The sequence below is a fragment of the Pantoea pleuroti genome (assembly GCF_014156615.1).
In the GTDB taxonomy this organism is placed as follows: Bacteria; Pseudomonadota; Gammaproteobacteria; order Enterobacterales; family Enterobacteriaceae; genus Pantoea; species Pantoea agglomerans.
Window position 1 is genome coordinate 327,688 of the sequence record NZ_SBFD01000003.1, and the last position, 23,091, is coordinate 350,778.

Annotated in this window: 20 protein-coding genes; 3 read left to right on the forward strand and 17 right to left on the reverse strand. The window is 55.1% G+C overall.

Features of this window, described 5'->3' with window-relative positions:
* The first annotated feature begins 18 nt into the window (after nt 1-18).
* Nucleotides 19-1,149, forward strand: coding sequence for a class Ia ribonucleoside-diphosphate reductase subunit beta (gene nrdB, locus EPG66_RS09090; protein WP_010258096.1), 1,131 nt, complete (start codon nt 19-21; stop codon nt 1,147-1,149).
* Nucleotides 1,150-1,151: 2 nt separating this feature from the next.
* Complete coding sequence (gene yfaE, locus EPG66_RS09095) at nt 1,152-1,412, forward strand: class I ribonucleotide reductase maintenance protein YfaE (protein WP_010258095.1); 261 nt, start codon at nt 1,152-1,154, stop codon at nt 1,410-1,412.
* 335 nt (nt 1,413-1,747) lie between these two features.
* Here the strand turns inward: yfaE and EPG66_RS09100 are convergent, their stop codons facing one another.
* The gene (locus EPG66_RS09100; protein ID WP_182686596.1) at nt 1,748-2,944 is read right to left on the reverse strand and encodes a nicotinamide mononucleotide deamidase-related protein YfaY; all 1,197 of its coding nucleotides are present in this window, start codon (nt 2,942-2,944) and stop codon (nt 1,748-1,750) included.
* Between the two features lie 239 nt (nt 2,945-3,183).
* The gene (gene elaB, locus EPG66_RS09105; protein WP_010258091.1) at nt 3,184-3,495 is read right to left on the reverse strand and encodes a stress response protein ElaB; all 312 of its coding nucleotides are present in this window, start codon (nt 3,493-3,495) and stop codon (nt 3,184-3,186) included.
* 335 nt (nt 3,496-3,830) lie between these two features.
* Between elaB and EPG66_RS09110 the strand changes: the two genes are divergently transcribed.
* Nucleotides 3,831-5,489, forward strand: coding sequence for a glucan biosynthesis protein D (locus EPG66_RS09110; protein ID WP_029519710.1), 1,659 nt, complete (start codon nt 3,831-3,833; stop codon nt 5,487-5,489).
* Nucleotides 5,490-5,522: 33 nt separating this feature from the next.
* Here EPG66_RS09110 and EPG66_RS09115 read toward each other — a convergent pair whose 3' ends face one another.
* From EPG66_RS09115 to lrhA, 15 genes are all read right to left on the reverse strand, one after another.
* Entirely contained in the window at nt 5,523-5,981 is a 459-nt protein-coding gene (locus EPG66_RS09115; protein ID WP_115757950.1) for a GNAT family N-acetyltransferase, read from the reverse strand.
* A gap of 123 nt (nt 5,982-6,104) precedes the next feature.
* On the reverse strand, nt 6,105-7,562 hold the full coding sequence (gene nuoN, locus EPG66_RS09120) for an NADH-quinone oxidoreductase subunit NuoN (protein ID WP_010258083.1): 1,458 nt from the start codon (nt 7,560-7,562) through the stop codon (nt 6,105-6,107).
* A 6-nt stretch (nt 7,563-7,568) separates the two neighbouring features.
* Nucleotides 7,569-9,089, reverse strand: coding sequence for an NADH-quinone oxidoreductase subunit M (nuoM, locus tag EPG66_RS09125; protein ID WP_010258081.1), 1,521 nt, complete (start codon nt 9,087-9,089; stop codon nt 7,569-7,571).
* 210 nt (nt 9,090-9,299) lie between these two features.
* On the reverse strand, nt 9,300-11,135 hold the full coding sequence (gene nuoL, locus EPG66_RS09130) for an NADH-quinone oxidoreductase subunit L (protein WP_010258078.1): 1,836 nt from the start codon (nt 11,133-11,135) through the stop codon (nt 9,300-9,302).
* The gene (nuoK, locus tag EPG66_RS09135; RefSeq protein ID WP_003854236.1) at nt 11,132-11,434 is read right to left on the reverse strand and encodes an NADH-quinone oxidoreductase subunit NuoK; all 303 of its coding nucleotides are present in this window, start codon (nt 11,432-11,434) and stop codon (nt 11,132-11,134) included. The genes nuoL and nuoK overlap by 4 nt, the downstream gene beginning before the upstream one ends.
* Nucleotides 11,431-11,982, reverse strand: coding sequence for an NADH-quinone oxidoreductase subunit J (gene nuoJ / locus EPG66_RS09140; protein ID WP_010258075.1), 552 nt, complete (start codon nt 11,980-11,982; stop codon nt 11,431-11,433). Before nuoJ ends, nuoK begins: the two co-directional genes overlap by 4 nt.
* A 10-nt stretch (nt 11,983-11,992) precedes the next feature.
* A complete protein-coding gene (gene nuoI, locus EPG66_RS09145; RefSeq protein ID WP_031590610.1) occupies nt 11,993-12,535 on the reverse strand; it encodes an NADH-quinone oxidoreductase subunit NuoI in 543 nt (180 codons plus the stop codon).
* An 11-nt stretch (nt 12,536-12,546) separates the two neighbouring features.
* Nucleotides 12,547-13,524, reverse strand: a complete 978-nt coding sequence (nuoH, locus tag EPG66_RS09150) for an NADH-quinone oxidoreductase subunit NuoH (RefSeq protein WP_003854240.1) — start codon at nt 13,522-13,524, stop codon at nt 12,547-12,549.
* The gene (gene nuoG / locus EPG66_RS09155; protein ID WP_182686598.1) at nt 13,521-16,244 is read right to left on the reverse strand and encodes an NADH-quinone oxidoreductase subunit NuoG; all 2,724 of its coding nucleotides are present in this window, start codon (nt 16,242-16,244) and stop codon (nt 13,521-13,523) included. Before nuoG ends, nuoH begins: the two co-directional genes overlap by 4 nt.
* 112 nt (nt 16,245-16,356) lie before the next feature.
* Nucleotides 16,357-17,697, reverse strand: a complete 1,341-nt coding sequence (nuoF, locus tag EPG66_RS09160) for an NADH-quinone oxidoreductase subunit NuoF (protein WP_029519446.1) — start codon at nt 17,695-17,697, stop codon at nt 16,357-16,359.
* A gap of 2 nt (nt 17,698-17,699) precedes the next feature.
* Entirely contained in the window at nt 17,700-18,215 is a 516-nt protein-coding gene (nuoE, locus tag EPG66_RS09165; RefSeq protein ID WP_039388486.1) for an NADH-quinone oxidoreductase subunit NuoE, read from the reverse strand.
* A gap of 2 nt (nt 18,216-18,217) precedes the next feature.
* Nucleotides 18,218-20,017, reverse strand: coding sequence for an NADH-quinone oxidoreductase subunit C/D (gene nuoC / locus EPG66_RS09170; RefSeq protein WP_010258063.1), 1,800 nt, complete (start codon nt 20,015-20,017; stop codon nt 18,218-18,220).
* 113 nt (nt 20,018-20,130) lie between these two features.
* On the reverse strand, nt 20,131-20,808 hold the full coding sequence (locus tag EPG66_RS09175) for a NuoB/complex I 20 kDa subunit family protein (protein WP_003854245.1): 678 nt from the start codon (nt 20,806-20,808) through the stop codon (nt 20,131-20,133).
* A 15-nt stretch (nt 20,809-20,823) separates the two neighbouring features.
* A complete protein-coding gene (locus tag EPG66_RS09180; protein WP_010258058.1) occupies nt 20,824-21,267 on the reverse strand; it encodes an NADH-quinone oxidoreductase subunit A in 444 nt (147 codons plus the stop codon).
* A gap of 639 nt (nt 21,268-21,906) precedes the next feature.
* A complete protein-coding gene (gene lrhA / locus EPG66_RS09185; RefSeq protein ID WP_010258055.1) occupies nt 21,907-22,830 on the reverse strand; it encodes a transcriptional regulator LrhA in 924 nt (307 codons plus the stop codon).
* Nucleotides 22,831-23,091 lie beyond the last annotated feature (261 nt).

Here is a 23,091-nt window from a genome sequence, read left to right on the forward strand (position 1 = left end):
TACTTTTGGACAACTTTTATGGCTTACTCCACTTTCTCACAGAACAAAAATGATCAGCTGAAAGAGCCGATGTTTTTCGGTCAGTCCGTAAACGTGGCGCGCTTCGACCAGCAAAAATATGACATCTTTGAAAAGCTGATCGAAAAGCAGCTCTCCTTCTTCTGGCGTCCGGAAGAGGTCGATGTTTCCCGCGATCGCATCGATTACCAGGCGCTGCCGGACCACGAAAAACATATCTTTATCAGCAACCTGAAGTATCAGACGCTGCTGGATTCGATTCAGGGCCGCAGCCCGAACGTCGCGCTGCTGCCGCTGATTTCGATTCCTGAACTGGAAACCTGGATTGAAACCTGGGCGTTCTCAGAGACGATTCACTCCCGTTCTTACACCCACATCATCCGAAATATCGTTAACGATCCGGCGGTGGTGTTTGATGATATCGTTACCAATGAGCAGATTCTGGCGCGTGCTCAGGATATCTCACGCTATTACGACGATCTGATTGAGATGACCAACTACTGGCATCAGCTGGGTGAAGGCACGCATCAGGTCAATGGCAAACCGGTTGTCGTCAGCCTGCGCGCCCTGAAGAAGCAGCTCTATATCTGCCTGATGAGCGTCAATGCGCTGGAAGCGATTCGTTTCTACGTCAGCTTCGCCTGTTCATTTGCGTTCGCTGAGCGCGAGCTGATGGAAGGCAATGCCAAAATCATCAAGCTGATTGCCCGCGATGAAGCGCTGCACCTGACCGGCACTCAGCACATGCTGAACCTGCTGCGCAGCGGTGAAGACGATCCGGAGATGAAAGAGATTGCGGCAGAGTGCCGTGAAGAGTGCTTCGAGCTGTTTAAGAAAGCAGCGCTGCAGGAGAAAGAGTGGGCAGAATATCTGTTCAGCGGCGGCTCAATGATCGGCCTGAACAAAGATATTCTCTGCCAGTACATTGAGTACATCACCAATATCCGTATGCAGGCTGTCGGCCTTGATTTGCCGTTCCAGACGCGCTCAAACCCAATCCCATGGATTAACTCCTGGCTGGTCTCTGACAACGTTCAGGTTGCGCCGCAGGAAGTGGAAGTGAGCTCCTATCTGGTGGGTCAGATCGATTCTGAAGTTGGCGCTAACGACTTCGACGACTTCCAGCTTTAATGATGAGCCGCGACGTTGTTATTCTGCGCAGTTCCGGCACCCGGCTGGAATGCACAGACGAACATACCAATCTGCTGACGCTGCTGGAAGCCAACAATCTCTGCGTGGAGTTTCAGTGCCGCGAAGGTTACTGCGGCTCCTGCCGGATGCGGCTGCTGAAAGGCGAAGTGCATTACCCACAGCGGCCGCTGGCCTTTGTGCAGCAGGATGAGATCCTGCCCTGCTGCTGCAAAGCCAAAGGCGAGATTGAGCTGGAGTTATAACTGAGATGGAATAAGTCTGGCTTGATTTGCTGTGAGATCGAGTCAGCTTAGGGAACACGGTCAGATCGGAAAGACGCAAAAAGCGTCATCCCTGACAGCTCGGCCCGCGCGATTACGCACCTCATCCCTGAGGTGCGCCCGTAGCCGGGCCAACGCGTTGCGTTGTTCAAAAACGCTCCCGGCGTTTTTGTCCCAGGCGCGGGACGCTTTCCTCCTCTGCCCGTGTTCCCTGCGCTTTGAGCTAATTTATTGCTGCGAGAATGACGCTGTATGGGGTTAATTCGCAGTCACATATAAAACGGGCGCCTCAGGCGCCCGTTTCGTTTTCACTAACATTACTGTCTGACAGTTTCGACCACATCAATCCAGCCGTGACCGGTGCTCACTTCGCTGCCGTGTAACCAGCGGCGCAGCATGTTCATCGCCATCATCGCCACCACTTTCTGCCGCGTCTCCAGATTATGGCGACCGGTACTGAACTTCACACGCTGACCAAAGCTGCCATCCGGCGTATGCAGCGCCACCGAAATCTCTTCCTGCTCCAGGCTGCCAACAGAGAGCGCCAGCGCGGCCTGCTGCTGTGCAGCAAGTTCGCGGGTGCGGATCACCTGCTGCTCCAGCGTCTCCTGCCGGGGTGGAAAGATGTCAGCCCCACGCAGCGGCACGCTGGCGCCAGCCAACTGCCAGTAGAGCAGTCCGGCGGTGTATTGCTCACTGACTGCCAGCTGCTCACCGCGCTGCTCCAGCTCACGTGCCAGCAGCGCCGGTAAGCCTTCGGTGCCTTCGAAAATGGTGCACTCCGCCAGTTGCAGGCGCACCTGCTGCCACACCTGCTCCATCGCCACCCGCTGACTGGCCGGGCCGGTGAGCTTGATCTCAATGATCGGCATGGACGAGCGATATCCCATGACTACGCCTTCCGGCAGCGCCAGCGGCTCCAGTTCGGCGGCAATATCGCTTTCACCACGACCGAAGGTAGTCAGCCGCAGACAAATCGGTGGCTCGGGCGGCGAAAATTTCGCTTTCAGACGGGGGATGATCTGCTGCTCCACCATCACTTTAAATTCAGATGGCACACCAGGCGTGAAGAACATCCAGCAGCGATTGAGTTGCAGGGCAAAGCCACAGGCGGTACCGACCGGATTATCAATCAGTTCCGCATTAGCCGGGATTTCCGCCTGCTTGCGATTGCTGGCCGCCATCACGCGTCCCCGGCTGGCGAACCAGGCTTCCATCTGTTCCAGCCACTCCTGCTGCACCTCTAGCTCAACGCCACAGGCTCTGGCGGCTGCCAGCGCACTGAGATCGTCACTGGTCGGCCCCAGACCGCCATTTACAATCAGCACATCTGCCTCACGGCTGCGCGCCTGTAGCGTGGCGATTAGCGATTCGAGTGAATCTCCTACCGTGGTGCGGCTGGTCATAGGTAACCCCTGCTGGAACAGCATATCCGCCAGCCAGGCTGCGTTGGTATCGACGATTTGGCCATGCAGCACCTCATCCCCGGTCGACAGCATCTCTACTCTAATCACGTTGAGTTCTCCTTTTCACGTTTGCTTTACTGTACGAACTCCTCCCGCCAGACACAATCGGCATCACCAGGGATTGTGACCATTGCGTCTCAGGCACATTGTGCATAAAGATAGCGAGGGTGAAGCAGGATCAAGGGAGGGGAAGGTGTTCAGGTAGTTAAAAACCAATAAAAACGGCGGGATTGCCCCGCCGCTTTTTTATTACTGTTGTCTGCTACAACCGGGTCAGCGAATCGCGATTAACGACGCGCCAGCAGCAGACCCAGTACCAGACCGGCTGTTGCACCGATACCAACACCCTGCCATGGTTTTTCATGCACGTAGTCGTCTGCACGGTAAGCCGCTTGTTTAGCGCGATAGTAGTAGCTATCGGACGCCTGGCTGACACGGGATTTCACATCGTTCAGCGCCTGTTCGGCTTTGCTTTTAAGCTCAATGTACTTCTGATCGGCCGGATCGCCTGATGCCTTAAGGACTTCTTCCAGCGTTTCAGTCAGTAACGCAATATCGTCATCGAGGCCCGTTTCGAATTGATTTGTCTGGTTTACCATCGTTTCCTCCGTGTGAATTGCAAAGCAGTTCATTAACTATAGTCATAATCTGGCGCTCTGCTGATTTCCTGCTCCAGGAATCACCTGATTTTTCATCTGTTAATCTTGCTCAGTGCAGGCTGTGCGCCGTTTCGCTGCGCAAAGAAGTGTAAGACGCAGCGGCAACCGCGGAATTTCGCTTCGCTTCTTTGATTAATCTGATAAATTTTGTCGTGACTGAATTTTCCAGTAACCCTACTGTCGTACCCCTCTGTTGCCTGTGATTATCGGGCCATGAAAGTGCATTTTGCACGACAGTCACGACACCCTCGAACAGCTAAGGAATAATCTCTGGCATGAATCGAAGAATGTTTATGAAAGCGTCAATGGCCTTCTCCGCCGTCAGCGGCATGACCGGCCTGTCAACGCTGTTTGCGCAATCCGCATGGGCAGAAGATGGCATTGCTGACGGAACCGCCGTACGCTTCGATTTCGACGTATTGAAGAAAAACGCGGCTGCGCTGGCGAAAAAACCCTGGGGCGGAGCACCGGGCGCGCTGCCGGAGACGCTGGCCACACTGACCCCGCAGGCGTACAACGAAATTCAGTATGACGCCAACCACTCACTCTGGAACAACCTGCCCGATCGTCAACTGGACGTTCAGTTCTTCCATGTCGGTATGGGCTTCAAGCGGCGCATCCGCATGTTCTCTGTTGACGGCGAGAGTCGCGAAGCGCGCGAAATTCACTTCCGTCCCGAATTGTTCAACTACAACGACGCCAAAGTTGATACGAAGCAGCTGGAGGGCAAAACTGACCTCGGCTTCGCCGGGTTCCGCGCCTTTAAAAAACCGGAACTGGCCCGTCGCGACATCGTCTCCTTCCTTGGCGCAAGCTACTTCCGTGCCGTTGACGATACTTTCCAGTACGGCCTCTCGGCGCGCGGCGTAGCGATCAACACCTTCAGCAATGGCCAGGAGGAGTTTCCCGATTTCACCGCCTTCTGGTTTGAAACGCCAAAAGCGGAAGATACCACCTTTACCTGCTACGCCCTGCTGGATGGTGCCAGCGTCACCGGTGCTTATAAATTCATCATCCATTGCGAAGAGAAACGCGTGGTGATGGAGGTGGAAAACCACCTGTTTGCCCGTAAAGAGATCCGTCAGATTGGCATCTCGCCAATGACCAGCATGTTCAGCTGCGGCACCAACGAACGCCGCATGTGCAACACTTACCATCCGCAGATCCATGACTCCGATCGCCTGGCGATGTGGACCGGTAAAGGCGAATGGATTGCCCGCCCGCTGAATAATCCTCAGCGTCTGCAGTTCAACGCCTATGAAGATGAGAATCCGCGTGGCTTTGGCCTGCTGCAGCTTAATCACGACTTCAAAGATTATCAGGATGTGATTGGCTGGTATGACAAACGTCCCAGCCTGTGGGTTGAGCCGGTGGGTAAGTGGGGCAAAGGCGCGATTAACCTGATGGAGATCCCGACTACGGGTGAAACGCTGGATAACGTGGTCTGCTTCTGGCAACCGGCTGAGCCGGTCAAAGCGGGCAGCGAGCTGAACTTCTCCTACAAGCTTTACTGGAGTGGTCTGCCGCCGGTGCGTAGCGGTCTGGCGCGCGTGGATGCAACCCGTACCGGTATTGGTGGTTTCCCGGAAGGCTGGGCGCCTGGCGAACACTTCCCGGAAACCTGGTGCCGCCGCTTCGCCATCGATTTTATTGGTGGCGATCTGCAGGCTGCTGCGCCGAAAGGTATTGAGCCGGTGATTACCGTTTCATCCGGTAGCGTGAAGCAGGTTGAAATTCTGTATGTCGATCCGCTTAAGGGCTATCGCATCCTGTTTGACTGGTATCCGAACAGCGACTCCACCGAGCCGGTAGAGATGCGTCTGTTCCTGCGCAGCAAAGATGAGACGCTGAGTGAAACCTGGCTCTATCAATATTTCCCGCCTGCGCCGGATCAACGTAAATATGTCGACGACCGCCAGATGACGGTGGGTTGATGTAAACAGGCGAGGCTCAGGCCTCGCCTTTTTTTATGGCGCGTTCTTCAGCATATCGACATGAGGGATCCCATCTTCCAGGTAGTTCTCCTCCACCGCGACAAAGCCATGCTGCCCATAGAAACTTTCCAGATGCGCCTGCGCGGAGAGAAACAGATCGCGGCCCGGCCAGTGCTGCTGACAACTATTGATTGCCTGCTCCATCAGACGATTACCCAGCCGCGCGCCACGAACCCGATCTGAAACAATCACCCGTCCGATTTTCACCGGGCTGGTCTCATCCTCCGGGGAGAGCAGTCGCGCATAGGCCACCAGCTGGTCATCCGCCATTCCCAGCAGATGCCGGTTTTCCGCCTGCAAATCTTTGCCATCCACATCAAGGTAAGCGCACTGCTGTTCCACCACAAACACGGCACTGCGCAACGCCAGCAGGGCATAGAGCTGTGAGGGGGTCAGTTCGCTATGGTGTTTATCCTGCCAGTTAATGTCCATGGTCTCTCCTTTAATCCACACACTCTACATCAGCGCGGTGTCGCCAGCACCTGCTGGTGACACCCTTTTACAGGCAAAAAAAATCAGGCCCGGAGGCCTGATTCGTCAGTCGCAGCAACGCGCTTACATCAGCGGTTGAGCCATCTGCACCAGTCTGATCAGCGGCTGCGGGTAAACCCCTAACAGCAGCACCAGAATGGCAGAGATCAGTACCACCACACCACCGGCCGTAAATGCCCAGTTAGCCGGGGTATCACGGGTATGCAGTTCCGGCGGGCTGAGGTAGAGACTCACCGTCACGCGCAGATAGTAGTAGAGGCCAATCGCACTACCCGCGACTACAGCACCGGTCAGCCACCACAGGTGCGCACTGACGCCTGAAGCGATAACGTAGAATTTACCGATAAAGCCCAGCGTCATCGGGATACCCGCCAGTGACAGCATCATCACCGTCATCACCGCTGACAGAATAGGACGATGCCAGAACAGGCCGCGATAAGAGTAGAGCGAGTCAGCATCCGGGCCACGATACGGGCTGGACATCAGACTCACCACACCAAAGGCACCCAGGCTGCTGAACAGATAACCGGCCAGGTATACGCCCGACGTTTCCAGCGACAGCTGATGATCTTTCACCGCAATCAGCGCCACCAGCAGATAACCGAGGTGGGCGATAGAAGAGTAACCCAGCAGACGCTTGATGTTGCTCTGCGAAATCGCCATCAGGTTACCGAACAGAATCGACACGAAGGCGATCATGGCCAGCACTGTGCGCACCGCTTCGCTGTCGGTCACCGGCGCATACATAAACAGACGCATGATGACACCGAAGATAGCAATCTTGCTGGCGGTGGCCAGGAAGGTTGAAACCGGCGCAGGCGCACCCTGATAAACATCGGGGGTCCAGAGGTGGAACGGAACCAGTGAGAGCTTAAAGCCCAGACCGATGATCATCATACCCAGACCCACCAGCAGCAGTGGCTCGTGGATCATGCTGTCAGTCAGGCTCTGGCCCAGCGCCACAAAGCTCAGGTTGCCGGAGTCGGCGTAGATCAGCGCAATACCAAACAGCAGGAACGACGAGGCCGCAGCCGAAAGAATGGTGTACTTCAGTGCGGCTTCAAGCGAACGTTTCTGGCGGAAGGCGTAACCAATCAGACCAAACAGCGGCAGCGACAGCAGTTCAATACCGATGAACAGCGAGGCCAGATGATTAGCACTGGCCAGCACGATGCCACCGAGTGCCGCAATCAGCACCAGCAGGTAGAACTCATCTTTGTTGTCCGGGAAGCCTGCCAGCCATGGATAGGCAAAGGTACAGGTCGCCAGACTCGCCAGCATGACCAGCGCGGTATAGAACATCGAATAGCCATCGACGCGCAGCAGCGGCGTGACATCCATCGCTCCGACCTGACCGACAAAGTACAGCGAGAGCAGCGCCAGGTTCAGGCCAACTACCGTTAGCGTGGCGTTAACGAAGTGGTTGCGTCGCCAGGCAATGGACAGCATCACAACCACCACCGTCAATCCGACGATTAACAGCGGTAGCAACGCAATCAATTGGTGAGGAGTTATTGTCATGGCGAATTACGGCCTTGTAGTTGAAATTGAAGCGGTAAACCACTGCTGAATATTGCTCATGGCAGCGTGCGAAGTATCCAGAATCGGCTGTGGATAGACGCCCAGCAGCACCAGCAGCACCACCAGAACCCCGATGGTCATGAACTCACGCGGTGACATGCCTGGCAGCGGATCTTTCGATTTCGCTTCGCCGTAGTAAGCGCGCTGCATCATCACCAGCGAGTAAATCGAGGCGAACACCAGACCAAAGGTCGCGATGATGATAATCATCGGCACGACCTGGAAGCTGCCGGTCAGAATCATAAATTCGCCGACGAAGTTACCGGTGCCTGGCATACCGAGGTTGGCAACAGCAAAGAACAGCGACAGACCCGGTATCCATTTGATGCGCGACCACAGGCCACCCATCTGACGCATATCGCGAGTATGCAGACGCTCATACAGCTGACCACACAGAATGAAGAGTGCTGCAGCGGAGAGACCGTGCGCAATCATCTGAATCACCGCGCCCTGCAGCGCCAGCTGGCTGCCGGTGTAGATAGCAATCAGCACAAAGCCCATGTGCGAAATCGAGGTGTAAGCAATCAGACGTTTGATATCGGTCTGCGAGAAGGCCATCCAGGCACCGTAGAAGATACCGATGATGCCTAACCACATGGCAATCGGCGCAAACTCGGCTGACGCATTCGGGAACAGCGGCAGACTGAAACGCAGTAAACCGTAAGCTGCAGTTTTCAGCAGGATACCCGCCAGGTCGACAGAACCGGCAGTTGGCGCCTGACTGTGCGCATCCGGCAGCCAGCCGTGCAACGGTACCACCGGCATCTTCACCGCAAAGGCGATAAAGAAGCCCAGCATCAGCAGATATTCAACACCGCTCGACATTGGCGTCTGCAGCAGCTGTTCGTAGTTGAATGTCCAGACGCCAGTCGCGTTGTAGTGAACAAACACCAGGCCCAGAATCGCAATCAGCATCACCAGACCTGAAGCCTGGGTGTAGATGAAGAATTTGGTCGCGGCGGAAATACGGGTTTTGCCGTCCGATGCTTTATGACCCCAGAGCGCGATGAGGAAGTACATCGGCACCAGCATCATTTCCCAGAAGAAGAAGAACAGGAACAGGTCGATGGAGAGGAACACACCGATTACACCGCCCAGGATCCACATCAGGTTCAGGTGGAAGAAGCCCTGATACTTTGAAATCTCATTCCATGAACAGAGCACCGCCATCAGACCGAGCAGGCCGGTCAGCACCACCATCAGCAGCGACAGGCCATCAATGGCTAAATGGAAGCTGATACCGAAGCGTGGGATCCACGGAACGGAGAAACTTGACTGCCACTGCGGAATGCCCGCTGCCTGCGTCAGTGAATAGCCTCCCTGCAACCAGAGTTGCAGTGAAAGCGCCAACGTCAGCCCCATAGTGATCAGTGCGATCCAGCGTGGCACCTTCGCGCCGAGGCGCTCAGTGAGCCAGCAGATCAGACCACCGACGAAGGGTATGATAATTAGCCAAGGTAATAACACGGCACACTTCCCTTTTCTTTGTCTTAGTTCGGGCTATCTTACTTGCCATTTTGGCTCCCGGCAGTGCTCGCAATCCTCACATACCTCGGTATGCTCCGGTTGCTGTGCGCTGGCGGTAACCAAACTGGCCGCGACGATAACGCCCTTGCTCAGGACAATTTTTGACATTCTCAATGGGCAGATTAGCTAACCTGCCCCGCTCATCAATCTTTAAATCACCAGCAGCAGAGCCAGCACCAGCACGGCGCCCACGCTCATTGACGCAACGTACCAGCGCAGGTAGCCATTCTCACTGACTACCAGGCCTTTGTTGGCAATACGTGACAGCAGCGCAGGCAGGTTCATCAGGCCATTCAGTGGGTCGCGCTTCAGCAGCCACGCAATACCCAGATAAGGTTTGACGAACACTTTATCGTAGAGCCAGTCGAAGCCCCAGGCCGCAAACCACCAGGTGCCGAAGAAACGGCCTGGTGCACTGTTTGCGATACGGGTAACCAGCTCACGTTTGCCCAGCCACAGCGCGGCAGCGATCAGAATGCCGACAATCGCTACGACGCCCGAGGTGATTTCAAGTCCCACTTTGCCCGCTTCACCGAACTCATTTGCTGGCAGTACACCTGCCAGCGGCGGCGTAATCAGTGCACCAATAAAGGTGGAGAGCAGCAGCAGCACAATCAGCGGCAGATGATGGGTAATACCCTTACCGGCGTGCGCATGAATTTTCTCTTCGCCGTGGAACACGATGAAGATCATGCGGAAGGTATAGATAGAGGTCAGGAACGCCCCCACCAGACCCGCAACCATCAGGTTGATGTGACCGTTAGCCAGTGCGCCAAACAGAATCTCATCTTTACTGTAGAAGCCCGCCGTAATCAGCGGCAGTGCCGCCAGCGCCGCGCCGCCCACCAGGAAGCAGGTGTAGACCAGCGGAATGCTCTTACGCAGGCCGCCCATTTTGAAAATGTTCTGCTCGTGATGGCAGGCCAGAATCACTGAACCCGAAGAGAGGAACAGCAACGCTTTAAAGAAGGCGTGCGTCATCAGATGGAAAATCGCCGCATCCCACGCCTGAACACCCAGCGCCAGGAACATGTAACCAATCTGGCTCATGGTGGAGTAAGCGAGAACACGTTTAATATCGGTCTGTACCAGCGCGGCAAAGCCTGCCAGCACCAGAGTAATCGCCCCGATAATCCCGACCAGATGCAGCACTTCCGGCGTCAGCAGGAAGAGACCGTGGCTACGGGCAATCAGGTAGACACCTGCTGTCACCATGGTCGCGGCGTGGATCAGTGCCGAAACTGGTGTCGGACCGGCCATCGCATCTGCCAGCCAGGTCTGTAACGGCAGCTGTGCCGATTTACCGACCGCGCCACCCAACAGCATCAGCGTTGCCCACTGCAGCATATGGTTATCTGCGGCAAAGTGCGCAGGAGCCAACTCCATCATCTCGCGGAAGTTCAGCGTGCCCAGCTCGTTGTAGAGGATGAACAGGCCGAATGCCAGGAAGACGTCGCCCACACGGGTGATGATGAATGCTTTCATCGCCGCTTTGCCGTTTTCCGGATTGCTGTAGTAGAAACCGATCAGCAGATAAGAGCAGAGCCCTACCCCTTCCCAACCCAGATACATCAGCATCAGGTTATCGGCCAGCACCAGAACAACCATGCTGGCGATAAACAGATTGGTGTAGGCGAAGAAGCGGGAGTAGCCCTCTTCTCCGCGCATATACCAGGAGGCGAACATGTGAATGAAGAAACCGACACCGGTCACGACAGACAGCATGGTCAGCGACAGGCCATCCAGCGTCAGGTTCACCTTCATGTCGAAGTTGCCGACATGCATCCAGGTCCAGAGCGCCTGCGTGTAGGCTTGCTGGCCGTTGGCGAAGAAGTCAAAACCGACCATAGCCGTGGTCAGGGCCGCCAGACCCACCGATCCCATACCAATCGTGGCCGACAGGTTCTCTGACCAGCGACCGCGCGAAAACGCTAACAGCAGAAAGCCGATCAGCGGAAACAAGACAGTTAAATAGAGAAGATTCATCCGCGCATCTCGCTCACAGTATCAATGTTCAGCGTCTGACGACGACGATAGAGCTGAAGCAGCAGTGCCAGACCAATACTGGCTTCCGCTGCCGCCAGGCTGATCGCCAGGATATACATCACCTGTCCATCGGCCTGACCCCAATAGCTCCCGGCAACCACCAGGGCTAAAGCGGCGGCGTTGATCATGATTTCAAGGCCGATCAGCATAAACAGCAGATTGCGGCGTATTACCAGCGACGTCAGTCCAAGGACAAACAGCACGGCAGCAAGAATCAATCCATGTTGTAACGGGATCATGCGTTCTCCTTTTTCACCTGAGCGGCGTCAGCATTACGGTTACTCAGGACTTCGCCCTGACGCTCTTCACGACCGATATGGAACGCCACGACCAGACCCGCCAGCAGCAGCATTGAGGCCAGTTCAACCGCCAGTACGTAAGGACCAAACAGGCTGATGCCGACCGCTTTGGCGTCGATGATGGTGCCATCGATGCCCTGATCGTTGGCGGTCAGGATGGCGTAGACCATTACGACCAGCAGCAGCAACGAGACGATTCCCGGGCCAATCCATAGTGACGGGCTGAGCCACTCACGCTCCTGCTTCTCGGTCTGTTTGCCTAAGTTCAGCATCATGACCACGAAGACGAACAGCACCATAATGGCACCGGCGTAGACGATGATCTCCAGCGCACCGGCAAAATAGGCACCCATAGAGAAGAAGACGCCCGCGATCGATAACAGCGAAACGATCAGGTACAGCAACGCATGTACCGGATTAGTGTGGGTAATGACGCGCAACGTCGTCAGCACTGCCACCAGCCCGCAAAGATAAAACGCAAATTCCATGCCTTGCTCCTTAAGGTAATAAGCCTTTGACGTCGATAGGCTTCGCTTCGTTTTCCGCTTCGCCCTTATCTTTACCGTCAATCGCCATACCTGCCATGCGGTAGAAGTTGTACTCCGGATATTTACCCGGCCCCGAAATCAGCAGATCGTCCTTCTCATACACCAGATCCTGACGCTTAAACTCACCCAGTTCGAAATCGGGGGTCAGCTGAATCGCCGTGGTCGGACAGGCTTCCTCACACATGCCGCAGAAGATGCAGCGTGAGAAGTTGATACGGAAGAACTCCGGGTACCAGCGGCCATCTTTGGTTTCAGCTTTCTGCAGCGAGATACAGCCAACCGGACAGGCAACCGCACACAGGTTACAGGCGACGCAACGCTCCTGACCATCCGGATCGCGGGTTAACACGATACGGCCACGATAGCGCGGTGGCAGATAAACCGGCTCTTCGGGATACATCTGAGTTTCACGTTTGGCGAAGGCGTGCAGCCCGATCAGCCAGATACTGCGAACTGTCGTGCCAAAGCCTGTGACAATATCTTTCAAAGTCATTTGTTAACCCCTTACGGCGCTGTGTAGAGAATCACTGCGGCAGTCGCCAGCAGGTTCAACAGCGTCAACGGCAGACACACTTTCCAGCCGAATGACAGCACCTGGTCGTAGCGTGGACGCGGAAGCGCAGCACGAATCAGGATGAACATCATCATAAAGAACGCCGTTTTCAGGGCGAACCAGATGAACGGCGGCAGGAATGGGCCGTGCCAGCCACCAAAGAACAGCGTCACAATCAGCGCTGAAACGGTGGTAATCGCCACATATTCGCCGACAAAGAACAGGCCGAACTTCATACCGGCATATTCGATGTGATAACCGTCCGCCAGTTCCTGCTCCGCTTCTGGCTGGTCAAATGGATGACGGTGACACACCGCCACGCCAGCAATACAGAAGGTCACGAAACCGAAGAACTGCGGAATGATGTTCCACAGGTGCGTCTGGCTGTTGACGATATCGTTCATGTTGAACGAGCCCGCCTGCGCCACCACACCCATGAGCGACAGACCCAGGAACACTTCGTAGCTCAGGGTCTGCGCCGAGGCGCGCATCGCACCCAGCAGCGAGTATTTGTTATTACTCGACCAGCCGGCAAACAGTACCGCGTAGACCGCAAGGCCCGCCATCATCAGGAAGAACAGCAGACCGATATTCAGGTCTGTCACCATCCAGGTTGGCGAAACCGGCACGATAGCAAAGGCCAGCAGCAGTGAAACAAAGGCGATAACCGGCGCAAGCGTAAAGATAAAGCGGTCGGTAAACGGCGGGACCCAGTCCTCTTTAAAGAACATTTTGATCATGTCCGCTACCAGCTGGAGCGAGCCGCCCCAGCCTACGCGGTTTGGTCCGTAACGGTTCTGGAACAGGCCGAGCAGACGACGCTCGGCGAAGCTCATAAACGCGCCGCAGGCCACAACCACCAGCAGAATCACGATGGCTTTAACAATGGCCAGCAGAATGTCGATAACGTCCGGTGTTAACCAGCTCATTGCGCCGCCTCCTGCAGAGTGTCGATTTTACCGTTCGCCAGGAATGGCGGAACGCCCGGCATGCCCAGCGGCAGACCAATCTGTCCCGCCTGCAGTGACGCCGAGAAACGGACCGGCAGACGCACTGTCTCACCGGCACAGATGAACTCAACCGCCGCGCCATTGTTGACGCCCAGCTTCGCTGCATCTTCCGGGTTAATCACCAGTGCAGGTGGAGCCATACGCTGCTGGAAGACCGGTGAACGCTGTGACATCTCTTCACTACCAAACAGCTGGTAGAGAGGGGCCACGCGCCACTGCGCTTCAATGACGAATGCCGCCGGAACGTTGCTGAACCAGGGCAGACTGGCTGCGCTGGCTTCAAACAGCCGTACACCCGGATCGCCATTACGCAGTTTGCCGCCCACTTCAACCTGGAACTTGTTCCACGCCTGCGGTGAGTTCCAGCCCGGTGCCCAGGCAAACGGAATCTGCGAACGCGGTGCGCCTGGCTGGTTGTTCCCTTCCATTGAGAAGGCGAACATCGTGTCCTGATCCTGCGGCTGACGCGGTTCGTGCACGCTGATATTGGCGCGCGCCGCGGTACGGCCACTGGCACGGTGCGGTGAACGCGACAGTTTCTGTCCGCGAATACGGAAGCTGGCATCCGGTGCCGCATCTTTGATTCCGGCCAGCTGTGGCAGATGACTGACCACCGCATCGATCACGTGGTCCAGCTGCGTCCAGTCGACGTGACGGCTTTCCAGCGTGCTGTGCAGCGAATGCAGCCAGCGCCAGCTCTCCAGCATCACTACGTTGTTGTCATAGTAAGATGGATCGTAAACCTGGAAGAAACGCTGTGCGCGGCCTTCATGGTTGATCGAGGTGCCATCACTTTCGGCGAAGCTGGCGGTTGATAACACCAGACCCGCTTTGTCCAGCGTCGCGGTGCGCTGATGATCAACCACAATTACGTTAGTGGTCTGGGCCAGCGCCGAATCCACCAGCGCTTTCGGTGCATGGCGATAGAGGTCATTTTCCAGTACCACCAGTGCATCGGCTTCACCGTTGCTCAGCTGCTCCAGCGCGCTCTCCAGAGGATTACCGCCCATCAGGCCAAGACCCACACTGTTGGCGTGTCCCGCCAGCAGCGTAATCCCGACGTCGGCACCGCGCGCTTTCAGCGCTTTGGCCACGTTGGCGGCCGCTTCGATCATCGCGCTGCTGCCGGAATGGGTCCCGGAAATAATTAACGGTTTTTTCGCGCCGGCCAGCGCCTGCACGATGACATCCATCTTGCCGTTCAGTTTGCTGTCGAAATCGGTCACCGCCGGGGCGGTTTCATCCAGCGCACTGGCGATAGCGAAACCGAGACGCGCCTGATCTTCAACCGGTGCGCGATAGCTCCATGCCGCGATATCATCCAGACGAGTTTCATCGACGTTGGTGATAAACAGCGGATGTTTCGCATTCTGACCGATGTTCAGGATCGCGGCGATCTGCCAGTCTGCCACTTTCTGAGCGGCAGCCATATCGCGCGCTTTGCCTTTTACGGCCTGACGCACTGACAGCGCCACGCGTGCGCCAACCTGGGTCAGGTCTTCGCCCAGCACCAGCACCGCATCGTAGCTTTCAATTTCACGCAGCGATGGCGTATAGATACCGCCCTCACGCAGGATTTTCAGCATCAGTTCAAGCCGGGCCTGCTCACCCGCTGGCATGCCGGTAGAGAAGTTCTCTGCACCGACCAGTTCACGCAGTGCGAAGTTACTTTCAATGCTGGCGCGCGGCGAGCCGATACCGATCACTTTTTTCGCCTGACGCAGCAAATCTGCACCGGCATTGACCGCCTGCTCTGCGTTCAGCGTCACCCAGTCGTTGCCGCGCAGCAGCATCGGCTGGCGTGGGCGATCTTTGCGGTTCACGTAGCCATAGCCAAAGCGGCCACGGTCGCACAGGAAATAGTGGTTTACGGTGCCGTTATAACGGTTTTCGATACGGCGTAATTCACCATAACGCTCACCCGGGCTGGTGTTACAGCCCACACTGCACTGCTGGCAGATGCTCGGCGCAAACTGCATATCCCATTTACGGTTATAGCGTTCGGAGTGCGTTTTATCGGTGAAGACGCCGGTCGGGCAGATTTCAACCAGGTTACCGGAGAATTCGCTCTCCAGCGTGCCATCTTCCGGGCGTCCGAAGTAGACGTTGTCGTGTGCGCCATAGACACCCAGATCCTTGCCATCGGCATAATCTTTGTAGTAACGCACGCAGCGGTAACAGGCAATACAGCGGTTCATCTCATGGGAGATGAACGGACCGAGATCCTGATTACGGTGGGTACGTTTGGTGAAGCGATAGCGGCGGAAGCTGTGGCCGGTCATTACTGTCATATCCTGCAGGTGACAGTTACCGCCCTCTTCACACACCGGACAGTCGTGCGGGTGGTTGGTCATCAGCCACTCCACCACGCTTTCGCGGAACTCTTTCGCTTCGCCATCATCGATGGAGATGAATGTGCCGTCAGAGGCCGGCGTCATGCAGGACATGACAAGACGGCCGCGGGTATCTTCGGCATTCTGGAATTGCTTTACCGCACACTGGCGGCAGGCCCCAACGCTTCCCAGCGCCGGATGCCAGCAAAAGTAAGGAATATCAAGGCCCAGAGAGAGACATGCCTGTAGCAGGTTGTCCGCTCCGTTCACATCATACTCTTTACCGTCTACATGAATTGTAGCCATAGTGACATGCTTCCGTAAGGCTCGTCAGAGACGAGCGTTAATCATATTCTTGCCCCGACGCACGACATTGTCGGGGCGGCGGCACCAGGCCTGTTCCGTGTTCTTCGGCGAATTACCAGCGCGCTTTCAGCAGGTTTGGCTGGATCCCGCCAATGGCGCGGGTATTGCCAAACACCTGCGGTGCCATGCCGGCTTCAAACTCTTCACGGAAATATTTAATCGCACTCTGCAGTGGCTCAACCGCACCCGGCGCATGCGCACAGAAGGTTTTACCCGGGCCAAGCTGACGGCAGAGTTGCAGTAAGGTTTCGATATCGCCTGGCTGGCCCTGCTTCTGCTCCAGCGCACGCAGAATTTTTACGCTCCACGGCAGGCCATCGCGACACGGTGTACACCAGCCGCACGACTCACGGGCAAAGAACTCTTCCAGGTTACGCACCAGCGAGACCATGTTGATCTCGTGATCGACCGCCATCGCCAGCGCCGTACCCAGACGGCTGCCCGCTTTGCCGATGCTGGCAAATTCCATGGGCAGATCCAGGTGCTGGTCGGTCAGGAAGTCAGTCCCTGCCCCGCCGGGCTGCCAGGCTTTGAACTTCAGTCCGTCACGCATACCGCCCGCATAATCTTCAAGGATTTCACGTGCGGTGATACCAAATGGCAGCTCCCAGACGCCGGGATTTTTAACCCGTCCGGAGAAGCCCATCATTTTGGTACCGGCATCTTCGCTTTTAGAGATGTTTTTGTACCACTCCACGCCGTTGGCCAGAATCGCCGGAACGTTGGAGAGGGTTTCCACGTTGTTCACGCAGGTCGGTTTGCCCCACGCGCCCGCACTCGCCGGGAATGGCGGTTTCGAACGCGGATTAGCACGACGGCCTTCCAGTGAGTTAATCAGTGCCGTCTCTTCGCCGCAGATATAACGACCTGCGCCGGTGTGGACAATCAACTCAAAGTCAAAGCCGGTACCGAGAATATTTTTACCGATATAGCCCGCTTCCGTCGCTTCAGCAATCGCACGACGCAGATGCACCGCGGCTTCAATGTATTCGCCACGTAAGAAGATATAGCCACGGTAAGCCTTCAGCGCAAAGGCGCTGATCAGCATTCCTTCCACCAGCTGGTGAGGCATCTGCTCCATCAGCAGGCGGTCTTTATAGGTGCCCGGCTCCATCTCATCGGCGTTACACAGCAGGTAACGGATGTTCATCGACTCGTCTTTCGGCATCAGGCTCCACTTCAGCCCGGTGGAGAAACCCGCACCGCCGCGTCCTTTCAGGCCTGAATCTTTGACTGCCGCAACGATTTCATCCTGCGACATGCTTTTCAGCGCTTTTTCCGCACCGGCATAGCCGTTTTTACTGCGATATTCGTCAAGCCAGACAGGTTGCTTGTCGTCACGCATCCGCCAGGTCAGCGGATGGGTTTCTGCAGTGCGAATGATCTGTTTAATTGTCATTGATACTGCTCCAGCAAACCAGGGATGCCTTCCGGCGTCAGATGCACATGCGTGTCTTCATCCACCATCATCGTTGGCCCCTTATCGCAGTTACCCAGACAGCAGGTTGGCAGCAGTGTAAAGCGGCCATCGGCAGTGGTCTGACCCGGTTTGATATTCAGTTGCTGTTCCAGTGCTGACTGGATGCCCTGATAACCGGTGATATGACAGACCACGCTGTCACAGTAACGGATCACATGACGGCCAACCGGCTGACGGAAGATCTGGCTGTAAAATGTCGCCACACCTTCAACATCACTCGCCGGGATACCCAGTACCTCGGCAATCGCATTGATGGCGCCGTCCGGCACCCATCCGCGCTGTTTCTGCACGATCTTCAGCGCTTCAATCGAGGCTGCACGCGCATCTTCATAGTGGTGTTTTTCGTGCTCAATGGCGTGATGCTCTTCCGCGCTCAGCACGAAGACCTCGTTAGGGTCGATCGTTTTAATGGCAATGTTTTGATCGTGCATAATTAGCGGTCCACGTCTGACATAACAAAATCGATACTACCCAGATATACGATCAGGTCGGATACCAGGCTGCCACGGATTACTGAAGGAATCTGCTGCAGATGCGGGAAGCTCGGCGTACGCACGCGGGTGCGGTAGCTCATGGTGCTGCCATCGCTGGTCAGGTAGTAGCTGTTGATCCCTTTCGTCGCTTCAATCATCTGGAACGACTCATTGGCTGGCATCACCGGCCCCCACGAAACCTGCAGGAAGTGCGTGATCAGCGTTTCAATGTGCTGCAGCGTGCGCTCTTTCGGTGGCGGCGTGGTCAGCGGATGATCCGCTTTGAACGGACCCTCTGGCATGTTGTTGAGGCACTGCTCAAGAATACGCAGCGACTGCCACATCTCTTCCATTTTCAGCATAACGCGGCTGTAAGCATCGCTGATTCCGTCGCCGACCGGGATTTCAAAATCGAAGTTTTCGTAGCCGGAGTAGGGACGCCATTTACGTACGTCAAAGTCGAGACCGGTAGCACGCAGACCGGCACCGGTAGTGCCCCACGCCAGCGCCTCTTCCATATTGTAAGCAGCAACGCCTTTGGAACGGCCAATCAGTACGCTGTTGCGCAGTGCCGCTTTGTCATACTCTTTAAGACGTTTTGGCATCCAGTCGAGGAAGTCACGCAGCAGACGTTCCCAGCCTCGCGGCAGGTCATGCGCGACGCCACCGATGCGGAACCACGCCGGGTGCATACGGAAACCGGTAATTGCCTCAACCACGTCATAGATTTTCTGACGGTCGGTAAAGGCAAAGAACACCGGCGTCATGGCCCCGACGTCCTGAATAAAGGTGGAGATATAGAGCAGGTGGCTGTTGATGCGGAACAGCTCAGAGAGCATCACGCGGATCACATTAACGCGATCGGGCACCACGATACCGGCCAGTTTCTCCACCGCCAGTACGTACGGCATTTCGTTTACGCAGCCGCCGAGGTACTCGATGCGGTCAGTGTAAGGAATGTAGCTGTGCCACGACTGACGCTCGCCCATCTTTTCGGCACCACGATGGTGATAGCCGATGTCAGGCACGCAGTCGACAATCTCTTCACCATCCAGCTGCAGAATGATGCGGAATGCCCCGTGCGCCGACGGGTGGTTAGGCCCGAGGTTCAGGAACATGAAGTCTTCGTTGGTGGTGCTGCGCTTCATGCCCCAGTCTTCAGGCTTAAAGGTCAGCGCTTCCATCTCCAGATCTTCTTTCTGTTTGGTCAGCGTAAACGGATCGAATTCGGTGGCGCGCGCCGGGTAATCTTTACGCAGCGGATGGCCTTCCCAGGTCGACGGCATCATGATGCGCGTCAGATGCGGGTGACCATCAAAGGTGATACCAAACATCTCCCAGGTTTCACGCTCATACCAGTTGGCATTCGGGAAAAGGCGGGTGATGGTCGGCAGATGCATATCGTTTTCAGAGAGTGCCACCTTGAGCATGATGTCGCGGTTGCGTTCAATCGACAGCAGGTGGTAGAAAACGGAAAAATCCGCCGCAGGCAGGCCTGCACGGTGGGTACGTAAACGCTCATCCACGCCATGCAGGTCATACAGCATGACGTAAGGCTTGGGTAATTTACGCAGGAACTCGATAATTTCCAGTATCTGTTCACGCTTCACCCACACCACCGGAATACCGGTACGGGTTGGCTGAACAGTGAAGGCATCCGGCCCAAAACGGTTACGCAACTCGCCGATCACCGGGTCATCAAGGTGATCACGGGTTTGCCATGAAGGCTGAGCGAGATCTTGCGTGGTCAAATCTGTCATACGTTACTCACCATTCCGGCCTGGTCTCAGGCACTCAAATGAAGGCGTCAGGATGGGGCCATGCATTAAATTGTGATGTTCTGCTGCAGGCGCTGTTTTCCATCCATACGGTTTTAAACTTCGTCCGGGCTGCGCAGGTTTGTGACTGCGATGCGCTCGCCGCGTTTTCTTTCACGCTCAGATGGCATGTTGGCGCGATAAACGCCCTGATCGCCAACCACCCATGAGAGCGGACGGCGCTCTTTGCCGATCGACTCCTGCAACAGCAGCAATGCCTGCATATACGCTTCAGGACGTGGCGGACAGCCAGGGATATAAACATCAACCGGCAGGAATTTATCGACACCCTGCACCACGGAATAGATGTCATACATGCCGCCAGAGTTGGCGCAGGCACCCATGGAAATCACCCATTTGGGTTCCAGCATCTGATCGTACAAACGCTGAATAACCGGGGCCATTTTGGTGAACGGCGTACCGGCAATGACCATGAAATCGGCCTGACGTGGCGAAGCGCGCATAACTTCGGCGCCAAAACGTGCCACGTCGTGGACCGCAGTGAACGATGTTGTCATCTCAACGTAACAACAGGACAGGCCAAAGTTATAAGGCCAGAGGGAGTTTTTACGCCCCCAGTTCACCATGTCATGCAGGGCATTTTCGAGTTTGCCCATATAAACGCTGCGATGAACGTGCTGCTCCAGCGGATCGCTGACGATTTCCTGCTTTTGCAGAGGATAACGGTCGTTCTCACCACCGTTCGGGTCTATGCGGGTGAGCGTATAGTCCATCTTATTGCCTCTCTTTTACTGCTTATGAGGATTGGTGTGGCTGACCGTAGTGGTTTTGACCACCACGCGACGGCGAGCTGGAGCCCAGTCCAGTGCGCCAATGCGTACCAGATAGACCAGACCCGCCAGGAGCACCAAAATGAAAATTGCGGCTTCCACAAAGCCGATCCAACCGCTTTCACGGATTGAAGTCGCCCATGCGTATAAAAAGAGGGCTTCGACGTCGAAGATGACGAAAAACATCGCAACCAGATAAAATTTCGCCGACAGGCGGATATGGGTATCACCAACGGATTCAATGCCCGATTCGAATGGCGTGTCTTTATAGCGGGCGCGCGCTCTGCCGCCAAGCAGCCATCCTCCGGTCAGCATGAAAGCACACAGGCCAAAGGCAATAACGATAAATACGATAAACGCCCAGTGCTGAGCGATGATTTCGGTGGTAGTTGACATACTCATTGCTTACTCATCAAAAGTGGCGCTGGCATCCTGCACGCGTTTCCCGCAGCAAACTGACCACATCGATTCAAGGGAAGGATAAAAACCTTTCAAATGTCGCTGTTATTACGTAATAAGCAGCTATTTTATGGGGTTTTTTACTCCTTTCTATAACCTTTTGTCAACTTTGACAAAAGTATCCAAACATTATTTCACACCTGCATCATATTATTAACAAATGATGCCCCGCTTTCCAGCTAAATCGCTTCAGTCTGTAGGGTTAATTTTAGTGTAGCGGGTATTCACATGCATGGATCGTGCATTTAACAAACATATTTTGACAGGTATCACTGATTTTTCCCTCCCCTTTCCAGGGCTATTTTTTTGATCCAGAACACACTTTTGCCCTTTATGCGTTAATTTTCCCCATCTGAAACGGTGATTCGGAACAAAGCGTTCGGTTTTTTGGTCTGGAAATTTCAATTAAACAGTAGGTGAAACTTTTTTAGTCGGGTCAGGAGAGGCAGATGAATCAGTTAGGGACGTCGGACGAGGGTCAGGCACAAAAAAGCCTCTCGTTCTTTTCAGGGAAGGAGAGGCTTATTTATAAGCGTTTATTAAGGCAATCACGCGGGTATTGAGTACAACACGTTAGCGAAATTACTCTTCGTCATCCAGCAACAGTGAACCGTCGGGATTATTGCTCAGGTTATAAGGATCATTGGTGGACTGCATGGCATTGAAGATAGCCAGCGCCAGTTCATTATCGCTGTCTGGATTACGGCACAGCAGATATTGCGTATCCGGCAGTACCGGCAGTCCTTCAGCTGCACCCATAACACGCAGTTCCGGGCTCATCATCTCGACCGGACGTGCCGTCACACCCAGTCCCGCTTTCACCGCAGCGCGTACTGCAGCCAGTGTGGAAGCGACATAAGAGATACGCCACGGGATGCCCGCTTCGTTGAGATGATCGATAGCCATATCACGATAAGGACTTGGCTCATCCAGCAACACCAATGGAATGGCTTCGCCACGCTGGAAGATATAATCCGCTGCGCAGTACCACAAGGTAGGTGAAGTACGCAGTACCTGATAGGTAAAATTGCCCGGGCTGGAAGTCGTCACAACCAGGTCCACTTCACCCTGATTGAGCATTTCCATCATAAACGGATTACGTTTAACCCGCACATCGATTGCCAGTTTCGGATAAACCGAGGTCACCCGGTTTAGCAGGAACGGCAGAATAGTGTCAGAGGTGTCATCAGAGGCACCAATGGTCAGCACGCCCTGAATGTTGCTGTACATCAGAGACGTGCAGGCTTCGTCGTTAAAACGAAGAATTTTTCTCGCATAGCCTAAAAGCTGGATACCGTGCTCTGTCAGAAGCTTATTACGTCCATGTCTGGCAAACAGCTCTTTACCTACCAATTGTTCCAGACGCTGCATCTGCTGACTGACTGCTGACTGGGTTCTGCAGACCGCTGCAGCGGCTGCTGCAAAGGTATTCAAATCCGCAACGGCAACGAAGGTTCTCAGCAGATCGAGGTCGAGATTCAGTATCGGACGATTTGCATTAGTCATGTTTTTTCTTCACTTATAAGATTTTTACGAACTACTACCCTGGTGTTATCACAAGCTTATCAAAGTGATAAGCAGTAATGGTGCTCAATGACAGTCCTGTGTGAAGACTGACACAAAAAAAGTTTATGTGGATCCTGCACTGTTGACTCCTCTGAAGGGTCATAGTGCTATTCAAGACAGATACAACTTCTGAACCGATGGCGCTGGGTGCGCAAATGCAGGAAGCTGCGTAGTTGTCTTATTCCCACCAGAAAGAATCGT

Coding starts and splice junctions, on each gene's coding strand:
- nrdB (WP_010258096.1), top strand. CDS start 19: ATGGCTTACTCCACTTTCTCACAGAACAAAAATGATCAGCTGAAAGAG.
- yfaE (WP_010258095.1), top strand. CDS start 1,152: ATGAGCCGCGACGTTGTTATTCTGCGCAGTTCCGGCACCCGGCTGGAA.
- elaB (WP_010258091.1), bottom strand. CDS start 3,495: ATGGTAAACCAGACAAATCAATTCGAAACGGGCCTCGATGACGATATT.
- EPG66_RS09110 (WP_029519710.1), top strand. CDS start 3,831: ATGAATCGAAGAATGTTTATGAAAGCGTCAATGGCCTTCTCCGCCGTC.
- EPG66_RS09115 (WP_115757950.1), bottom strand. CDS start 5,981: ATGGACATTAACTGGCAGGATAAACACCATAGCGAACTGACCCCCTCA.
- nuoN (WP_010258083.1), bottom strand. CDS start 7,562: ATGACAATAACTCCTCACCAATTGATTGCGTTGCTACCGCTGTTAATC.
- nuoL (WP_010258078.1), bottom strand. CDS start 11,135: ATGAATCTTCTCTATTTAACTGTCTTGTTTCCGCTGATCGGCTTTCTG.
- nuoK (WP_003854236.1), bottom strand. CDS start 11,434: ATGATCCCGTTACAACATGGATTGATTCTTGCTGCCGTGCTGTTTGTC.
- nuoJ (WP_010258075.1), bottom strand. CDS start 11,982: ATGGAATTTGCGTTTTATCTTTGCGGGCTGGTGGCAGTGCTGACGACG.
- nuoI (WP_031590610.1), bottom strand. CDS start 12,535: ATGACTTTGAAAGATATTGTCACAGGCTTTGGCACGACAGTTCGCAGT.
- nuoH (WP_003854240.1), bottom strand. CDS start 13,524: ATGAGCTGGTTAACACCGGACGTTATCGACATTCTGCTGGCCATTGTT.
- nuoG (WP_182686598.1), bottom strand. CDS start 16,244: ATGGCTACAATTCATGTAGACGGTAAAGAGTATGATGTGAACGGAGCG.
- nuoE (WP_039388486.1), bottom strand. CDS start 18,215: ATGCACGATCAAAACATTGCCATTAAAACGATCGACCCTAACGAGGTC.
- nuoC (WP_010258063.1), bottom strand. CDS start 20,017: ATGACAGATTTGACCACGCAAGATCTCGCTCAGCCTTCATGGCAAACC.
- EPG66_RS09175 (WP_003854245.1), bottom strand. CDS start 20,808: ATGGACTATACGCTCACCCGCATAGACCCGAACGGTGGTGAGAACGAC.
- EPG66_RS09180 (WP_010258058.1), bottom strand. CDS start 21,267: ATGAGTATGTCAACTACCACCGAAATCATCGCTCAGCACTGGGCGTTT.
- lrhA (WP_010258055.1), bottom strand. CDS start 22,830: ATGACTAATGCAAATCGTCCGATACTGAATCTCGACCTCGATCTGCTG.